Source organism: Paenibacillus macquariensis (assembly GCF_900156375.1).
GTDB lineage: Bacteria > Bacillota > Bacilli > Paenibacillales > Paenibacillaceae > Paenibacillus_AQ > Paenibacillus_AQ macquariensis.
The window spans coordinates 21,887-30,691 of the sequence record NZ_FTNK01000031.1; the positions used below are offsets into that span (position 1 = coordinate 21,887).

An 8,805-nucleotide genomic window follows, 5' to 3' on the forward strand; every position below is an offset into this window, starting at 1 on the left:
TGCAAGTCTTAGAGACTCTCTTACATCAACCGAGCCCATATTTCTGGCACGTTACAATTTTCCCACCAATTAGCTTTCATGAACGCCCGATTCATGAGCCCGCGTGCAGCGTTTGAGATAATTACCCCAGATTACTGATCGATCAATCTACTGTGAATTGTTGCGTTGAGTTCACACCCTCCACAACTTGGCCGCTAGACAGATAGTAATCTCTTTGCACTGAACCGTCTGTTTTGGTGCTATTGATCACAAAGACCTGGCCTGTTTCTATCAGCATCGGGTAGTTATCGTAAGGAAGATAATTATCCACCAGTGGCAGATTTTTGACATCATCGTAAGTGTCCTCCAACCGCCAAAATTCTAGATAAGCGTAATCCTTGAACCCGGTCAAATCTTGCTTTCCAAAATATGATGCCTTATACTCCTTGCCATGTAAGGTGATGTAATCTACTCTGGATGGCTCAATATCTTTACTCATCCAGCTTAGATCCTCAGAATAAATATTGCCGCCATAATGATCCTGTAATTGATTGGCCATGCATGGGATGGATTGGGCACCATGATCCATTTCATCAAGCCCGGTATGTGCTGAACCGTAAATGCCCATAACGCTCTCATTGCCCAACTTCTCAAATTCGCGAATAAAGTTTTCCGTCATCGTATCTTCCCGATATACGCCGTCTTCTTTGCTGTAAAAAACACGGCCTTGCCGGATCGCTTCCATTGTTAAAGTATACTTCTCCGATTCTCCCAGATCGTTTGCCACAAGATAAGATAAAAAGCGGCTCCCGGTAGTTTCATATTGATGCCCGATGTCTGTGCCGTGTAAAATCGTCTCAGGACACTCGCTCTTTATTTTTTTGTAGAACTCTTTGACATCAGGGTTGTGACCAAGTGTCCATTCCCAATCATCATAAATCTCCTCTAAAATATCGTCATTGTCCGACTGCATCCATAGATTCAAGTATTCGGCGGTAAAATAGGGCAGCTCGACGAATAAGTGCCTCATGCCCTCGTTGTGGTAGTATTGGAACCACAATTTATATTCCTTGTCCAATATCTTGGCCACGCCGTGTGCTTCACCGTACAGATAAATGCTGCCCGATGCTTGCGCTACCACAGGTGTCACTATAGTCGGCTGCGCAGACTTAATTGCTGTCTTGCCTGCGTTGGAATTGTCGCAGGCAGTTAGGCTACTAACCACAAGTATAACGATCAGGGCAAGCAGTAAAGGTTGTACAAGCAGTATTTTCGCTCCGGCTAAACAGGTAAGCTTGTGGCTATTCATAAGCAGGAATCACCTTTCACGTTCATTAAGTCTTGGACTTATTATTCTGGGCATTTGTTTATGACTCGTCCTATTTCTTTCTCCTTAAAGAAAAAAAACATATATTCATCGTACGCTTCAAAAATTCCCCTTCTACAACCAGCCCTTCGCACCTCGAATACGCAATTGCATATGGTGCATCTGTAATGACATAAAAGCATATTCATTCCCCATACAATTATACCTTACATAACCATATTTATGAGTATTATCCATCACATATCAAGTATAAGTTGTCATTCCATCTATTACTCACACCACTTATTTGAATATACATTATGATTTATAGCTTGAAAGGGTTGCCTTTAGGCTACTTGTGGTACGGTTCAGCGTGATTGATTTTCAACTAAACCTCCAGTTAGCTGAATAGGCAGCCGATGGCTCGGCTGCCTATTGTCATGGTGCTATCGTTTCCCGTTAGAGTTGAACAAGCGCGTTTTCTTTTATCACACACTATCTTCGTATTGTGCATCATCTAACGGGCAAGATAACGAGGAAAAATATTTCACATACCCAAATTCCATGTTATGGTAATATAAAGTTCGATTTTTGAACCGCTCTCTTTTTAGCGTGTATAGTATGTTTTATTGTTAAGAATGGATGAATGTAAATAATACATATGGAGGTAATTAAGTTTGAGTATTCACTACTATTTCAGTTGGTTTAATAATTTTTTTCCAGAGAAGCTGGTCCATTGTTTGCATGAGGATATACAAGACAGAAAATCGCTTGTTATGATTAGCGCTGATCCGTCTGGTTATACAGGTGAGCAAATTAACTTTGATGATGTTTCTGAATGGACATGGTTGAATCAGGCTAATATTATTTTTGATGAGTATCATTTCATTGATTACCGCTTGCAGAAGGAAGATGCCCGGCGATTCATTCAAAACGCTTCTGTCATTTTTTTATGCGGTGGAGATCCTATTTTGCAGAACGATTTTTTGACGGATTATGAATTATCGGATGTTATTAAGAACAGCAATGCCGTTATAATGGGTGCCAGCGCCGGTGCGTTAAACATGGCTGCAAAATGGTTAAGCTTAAATAACACTGATGAAGTTGAAACAAGTACTATTTATGATGGGATTGGCTTTAATCATTTTGCCTATGAATCTCATTCTCAACACGACTACGCCACGTTTGTTCAAGGCTACCTGTTCCCCTTGTCTGAAGAGATTGATGTTTATGCGGCAGAACAGGAGAGCGCTATACGCATAAAGGACGGCAAAATAGAAATAATGGGTCCTGTATATTTAATTTCCCACTCAAAGATTCAGAAATTGATTGAGACGCTCTAATTAGGGTGAGTGGCTGTGACCTTGAAATTCACTAGTGAGCAGTATGCGTCAAATGCGACATAAAACCTCCACTTATCTTGTTCTAACTAAACTGCCCGTTAGCGGGGAAAAGGCAGCTGATAATATTGGCTGCCTTTTCCTATTAGTAATTGAACTATCGTGTCCCGTTAGCACAATAGCGTTAATACATCCACATTCTGCTTTTCTTAATCATAACCACCTTCCGCCTCAGGCAATGCTTTATATGCGTCTTTGCCATTAACGATCTGTTGGATATATGTTCTTAAGTCTAATAATAATTTTTCATCGTTACTCACACTACAATGCTGGTCCGTCCACGAGAATGTTTTTGTTTCACTATTTATAGTTATTTTCCAGCTATCTGTATTGCTGGGAGTCTTGGCACAGTTCCCTTGCTGCGAAAATTCATTTATTCTCATAATGTTTATTTCTTTCATTTTTTTATAAATACTTTGCATTTCATCTTGGCTAAATGAGAAGTCTGCCTTTGCTGTACCTTTCATAATCAAATCTTTTGTAACAGAATTGTTATAGGTATTTATTTCATTTTTATTCACTTCACCATACCCGAAGCTGATCGAGAAGTTGAAATCCTCAGGCATTTCTTCAGGCATTCTATGATCACAACCAGAAATGCTCAACAATGAAATGACTATTCCCAAAAGAAACCTTTTCATACTAATCCCCCCAGTTATATTGTTAACGTGTATTAGGTGGGATTTGTTGCATTAAACTGCCCGTTAGTTCAATGAAAAACGCAGGCTATCGTAGCTCCTGCTCATCAATGTGTATTATTCAACTAGCGTTCCCATTTAGATTAATACGTTCAATTAAAGCTCATTCCATAAATAGCTACCAAAACATATACAATAGCAATCAGTAGTAGCCAATATAAGATATTAAACGGATTATCACTAAGGTTAAGTCGGACTTTTATCCACTTCAGAGGGGTTCTCATTAATTAAACCTCCTACTTTCTATGCTTCAAGTATAATGAGCTCTTCCAATGATTATGGAGATATTGCTCTAAGTCTATGTTTATCAAATATTCTTTTATCATATAATATTGTGTATTCGTTATTCTCTTTAACTAGTTTTGAAATATCTATTGGGATTTTTATTGTTCTTACTCGATTGCTTAAATTAATTACGGTCGTTTCATGTTCCCCAACCTTCTGAACGGTAATTACTTCAAAAGTCGAGGATCGAAAAGAGTTCCACAACATGAATAAAACCACAGCAGCTAATAAAAATATGATTATTCTTTTGTTTCCTCTAATCACTAGAAGCTCCTTTCAGTTATTCAAATATATCGTTTTTATGTTATTTCCTGAAATTCCTTATAACGTTGCGCATTCCAGACGTCCGAACGCCTTAAGGATTAGAGCTGTTTTGTACTTTTCAAAGCATTCTATATTCTTAACGCTTCGTTGATGATAAAGTTACATTTTATTCTGAGCTATCATGCGCGTTAGTTGCACTGTGGTATTAAACTATTCTGCCAGTTAGGTTAGCGGTTCCCGATGAACTTAATAAATCTTCCAACGAGAAAAATGTTCTTTCGTTCATTTATTTTGCCCTAGACTTCTTGGGGCTTACTCACCTACCATACCGTCCTTATCAGCATCGTGCATATATGGGTATAACCAGTGATCACTCGTTATTGGCATACTATAACCGGCTGCTTTAGCTTCTTTAATCGTCACCTTTCCATTACCGTTTGTATCAACACTGGATATATCACCGTTTGTATTGGAACTAGTTGAATCAGAAGGTTCACTGCCTGTTAAACCAAGTGATGCGTTTACTTCATCAGGATTCACATTGTCGAATTTATCGATGATCACGTTACCCTTTAAAGTATAGGTATACTGATAACTTGAGGGGATTTGGGTTCTTGTATTCGGATATGTGATAATCGCTTCAAAATTAGTTGCTCCACCTGCTTTGCGTATCGCATCTTCCATATAAGCTTGATCACCATGTCGATTGAGTGTACTGTCCTGCGGGGTAATATTATACGCATTCGATACACCTCCGAGAGAATCAGCAATGACATGTCCTTCATCTAGAACGTCACTTTCGACACCAGGAACCTTTGCCTCGTCTGGGTAGTATCTGCCAGACGATAATACAGTTTCGTTACGGTCGTCTTGCAGAATAATTTCGGTAGCAACGACACGCACTAGCTGCCCGTATTCATTCGTAAATTTCCAATATTCACGATTCCCATAACCAACATCAACAACAATGTTAGGTTCGCGATGCCCAGACAAATCACCACCATCAACCTCGATAAGCTTGTATCCTTGAAACTGTTCGTTATTTGGTGGGGATTGTATTTCCTCCACAACAGGAACACTCGGCGTTTCCACTACTACTGGTTCTTCAACAACCGTAGTGACAGTTTCTTCTTTTTCATAATTTTTATTTGTTTCAACTGTGGCTACTACTTCTTGTGAATCTGTTTCTACATCTGTATTGGATGTATCTTCTACATTGGTACAACCAACCATAAAGATGATCGTTAAAAATAAGATGATTAAAAAGTTCATTTTCTTTTTCATTTTAGGACTCTCCTATAATAGTTGCATACTGTTCATTCTAAAAATGACGACTTTAACTTATCTTATCTATTCTATAATCTTACCATAAAAGACTAATAACCTATTGAATTATCCTGCCCTTTAGCTTAATAAAGAAAGGGAGTAGCTGCCGTAGCAAACTACTCCTTGTTGTTCTACTATCGTGTCCCTTTAGCGTAATGATTTGAATTCGGGTGTTTGCATTAACCATTCGAAAAATGTATTTTTACCTACACGATAATCATCCATTTCTTTCCCTTCGAAGTCCTTCTTTAATTCATCGTATTTTACCCTATAACTATCGTTCATCAATAACACATCTCGGAATTTCCAAAACAAATCAAACTCAGAGTTAATGACAGTCAATTGAATTCCCAAAAGGGGGTCAGTTGTATCATCCTTTAGCGCCCTAAAAGAATCCGTTCTTATACTACCGTCGTTAAGAGAATACAATTTCGAAAGTGCATGAACAGCAGACAGAAACTCCTCTGGCTTTACCCGAACTTGAATGTCTAAGTCACCTTTAGTTAGACTATTTGGAATGGCTGTACTCCCCACATGCTGAACATCTGCTTTTGGTATCACTACTTCTATCAATGCTTTTTGTTCTAGGAATAATTTCTCTGCTTTTTCATGAAAAATAATATGTTCAGAAAAATTAACAATTTCCATATCCAATCCCCCATAATAGAATAAACATTGTTTTCTTCGTAATACTTCCAGTTACTTCAATGAAAACACCAGGCTACCGTAGCGCCTACTTATTAATGTGTATCATTCAACTAAAGTTCCCAGTTAGTTCAGCAACCAACTCAGGTTACTGTTCTTATTATTGAGTTAGCAAACCACTCAAAATAATCATGAAAATAATATAGCCAAACATTACAGCACCCCAGCCTGTATTATTAGCTGTGTCTTCATCCCCATTTTTTATTTTCTTAGCAATAGCAACACAATTAACAAAAAAGATAATGGAAACAATCGGTGTTAAAAATAGCATTAGATATACCATTATAACTGCCCTCCCTGATAAATCTTTATATTTAATAAGAACGCTAAGTAGCATGTACAAGTTTCGTTTTTCACTTTTATGAAGACTTTCCGCTATTAAGCAATCCTGCCAGTTAGCACAACGAGACTACCGATCCATGCCGGCAGCCTCGTTCTGGTTGTTTATTGAGCTATAGTGTCCCGTTAGCAGAGCAAAAAACTCCCCTTCGACGATTCAAAATTGTGTGATTCGGGGCATTTATGGGAACAACTAACCTAAAAAATATGTGAGGAATCTAATTTTGATAAAAACTACTCTTGCTACATATATACTGTTCTTTAGCCTTACAATGGCTGTTTTTCAGCGCCCCAGAATGAAGGTGTTGTTCCTATTGTTGAAGCGGACACTGACTTTTGCCATAATTCAGTTGTCAGATGAGTAGCTCTGCGTAGCAAAAAATCCGGATAAATTGTTAATTTAACCCTTATAGTCACTAAAATCGATTATAATTAAATTTATGTTCAAGTCGATTACCTATCCTAAGTTAATAGGATAATCATACGCAAAAAGGCATAGTGATGAATCGCCTATGCTATAAGGGTTATAGAGATTTCGAATACACACTTATGTATAAGAGGAGGTGAATGATATAACGATAATGCCTGTTATAGTAATGATCTTTGTATTTGTACCTACCATTGTACTCATGGTAAGCATGCCTTATTTAACAAGAGAGACGATTAGTTTTGGGGTCACCGTCAGCGCTGTACAATTCCACAGTGAGCCTCTGCGCCAGATGCGGAAGTCATGTGCTAGGATTAGTGCCATCTTGCATACCATGCTATTCATTGTTTGTATCATCTGCCTAATATACGGTGATGAACATTCCAAGCAACAAAGTTGGATCATTGTCACTTATTCTCTGGCCATAGTCGTAATCTCCCTAGTCATAAACATTAGCTATCATTTCAAAATGAAAAGTTTACTACCTATGCTGCCGATTGCTCAGGAACCATCAATAATGGCAGAGGACACTGGTTTTTGGAAAAGAAACAGTGGCTTGTCTAATAATTGGTTCCTCATTCATGTTTTAATTATTGTTGTTAGTATTGTAACTGTGCTACTCAACTACGATCAGATTCCTGATCAGATTCCGATCCATTTCAACAGTAGTTGGAACGTAGACCGCTATGCAGCTAAATCTTATAGTCTTGTGCTTATTCCTACGATAATACAAGTGTTCATAACACTTTTGTTCATATTTGAGAATTGGAGTATTCGCAGAGTGAAGCAGCAGGTTCAACCCACTGATCCGAACCGTTCCATTAGACAAGACGTAACTTTCCGCCGTACTTGGTCATGTTTTATGATTACAGCAAGCTTCTTATTAGTTATCCTGTTTTCCGTCGTGCAACTAAACATGATATCTCTGCTTAACATCAATTTCGCTATCCCCATTATCCTAATCATAATAGCCTTTATCATGCTATACGGCTTCGCCTTATCGTTCTGGGCTGGTCAGGGCGGAAGCCGCTTGGAGCGATCTGCCGATTACTCCAATGTCAGACCTGTTCATGATGATGATAAATGGCTGTTAGGTATGATTTATTTCAATCGTAAGGATCCAAACCTAATCGTCGAGAAAAGGTTCGGAGTCGGCTGGGGATTAAATTTCGGTCACCCAGTAAGCTGGCTGATTTTGCTCGGAATTATTGTACTGTTAGTTGTGGTAACAAGGCTTAGAGGTTAGTACTCACCGGAGTATTCTTCTAGTGTTGCGAGAAAATAAAGTGTTAGACTGACATCCTTAAATATTGCTGTAATTACTTTCGATAAAGTTGTCAGCTATCGGGAATTAAGTATTAGACTGAACTTAAAAATCGAAACAGCGACAGCCAAGGACGAGAAAATAAAGTCCTAGACTGTCGCTGTGTTATTGAACTAACGTTCCCCGTTAGCGGAACACTAAACATACTTTTTTATTACTTTCCTCCAACATGAAACACACCAATTACGGTTTCACCATCAACGTCATACAGCGGAATATCACGACCACCTGGTGATCTACTGTTCTGTATCGTAATGGCTTCCTCGGGTGATTTTGGTAGCTCACCGTCTAAGGCTTTTTTCAGCACATATCCTGCAGTGCCATCCACACCTATAGCACTGATTAATTCAGGTTCCGTTTCTGGAGAAGTAGCATCTGCGCTAGAACCATATGTCTTTCCGTTTTTATTTTTAGGATAGTTCATATTCTTAGCGCCAATATGAAAAGAACCAATTATGGTTTTCCCATAAACATTATACAGTGGGACATCGCCAGGTTCACCGAGATAATCTTTTTTCAGCAAATACCCTTTAATGCCATTCACACTTCCTGCATGGATTAAATCAGGTAGCATTTCAACGGAGGTGGCTTCTTCAGCAGAACCGTATGTCTGTCCATGTTCATTTTCAGGATAGTTAGAAGAATGATAGTTAGAAGAATTTGTGTGGCTTTGATTAGTCGTACTTTTAGCATACGTGCTTTGGAATACCATTACACCGCCCACTACACAAACGATAAAAACCACACCAATC

Annotated in this window: 8 protein-coding genes and 1 pseudogene; 2 read left to right on the plus strand and 7 right to left on the minus strand. The window is 38.6% G+C overall.

Translation table 11 applies throughout. The features are described from left to right. Window positions 1-142: 142 nt before the first annotated feature. Window positions 143-1,288, minus strand: coding sequence for a hypothetical protein (locus BW961_RS27400; protein WP_068592663.1), 1,146 nt, complete (start codon window positions 1,286-1,288; stop codon window positions 143-145). Window positions 1,289-1,962: 674 nt separating this feature from the next. Between BW961_RS27400 and BW961_RS27405 the strand changes: the two genes are divergently transcribed. Continuing rightward, window positions 1,963-2,628: a Type 1 glutamine amidotransferase-like domain-containing protein gene (locus BW961_RS27405; RefSeq protein ID WP_068592666.1), complete on the plus strand. Its 666-nt coding sequence runs from the start codon at window positions 1,963-1,965 to the stop codon at window positions 2,626-2,628. A gap of 206 nt (window positions 2,629-2,834) precedes the next feature. On the opposite strand, the gene BW961_RS27410 is transcribed toward BW961_RS27405, so the two are convergent. From BW961_RS27410 to BW961_RS27430, 5 genes are all read right to left on the minus strand, one after another. After that, window positions 2,835-3,326 carry a hypothetical protein gene (locus BW961_RS27410; protein ID WP_068592668.1) on the minus strand — a complete coding sequence of 164 codons (492 nt, stop codon included), beginning with the start codon at window positions 3,324-3,326 and terminating at the stop codon, window positions 2,835-2,837. Window positions 3,327-3,475: 149 nt separating this feature from the next. Continuing rightward, window positions 3,476-3,607 (minus strand): hypothetical protein, encoded by a 132-nt coding sequence (locus tag BW961_RS31655; protein WP_280175228.1) that lies wholly within the window; start codon window positions 3,605-3,607, stop codon window positions 3,476-3,478. Window positions 3,608-4,244: 637 nt separating this feature from the next. Then, entirely contained in the window at window positions 4,245-5,216 is a 972-nt protein-coding gene (locus BW961_RS27420; RefSeq protein ID WP_068592673.1) for a DNA/RNA non-specific endonuclease, read from the minus strand. A 189-nt stretch (window positions 5,217-5,405) separates the two neighbouring features. Beyond that, window positions 5,406-5,906: a GrpB family protein gene (locus tag BW961_RS27425; RefSeq protein ID WP_068592675.1), complete on the minus strand. Its 501-nt coding sequence runs from the start codon at window positions 5,904-5,906 to the stop codon at window positions 5,406-5,408. A 157-nt stretch (window positions 5,907-6,063) separates the two neighbouring features. Then, on the minus strand, window positions 6,064-6,246 hold the full coding sequence (locus BW961_RS27430) for a hypothetical protein (protein WP_068592677.1): 183 nt from the start codon (window positions 6,244-6,246) through the stop codon (window positions 6,064-6,066). Between the two features lie 637 nt (window positions 6,247-6,883). Here BW961_RS27430 and BW961_RS27435 point away from each other — a divergent pair. Next, window positions 6,884-7,975, plus strand: a complete 1,092-nt coding sequence (locus BW961_RS27435; protein WP_082867733.1) for a DUF1648 domain-containing protein — start codon at window positions 6,884-6,886, stop codon at window positions 7,973-7,975. A 232-nt stretch (window positions 7,976-8,207) separates the two neighbouring features. Here the strand turns inward: BW961_RS27435 and BW961_RS27440 are convergent. Further along, window positions 8,208-8,805: pseudogene (locus BW961_RS27440) on the minus strand (hypothetical protein); the annotation flags it as partial.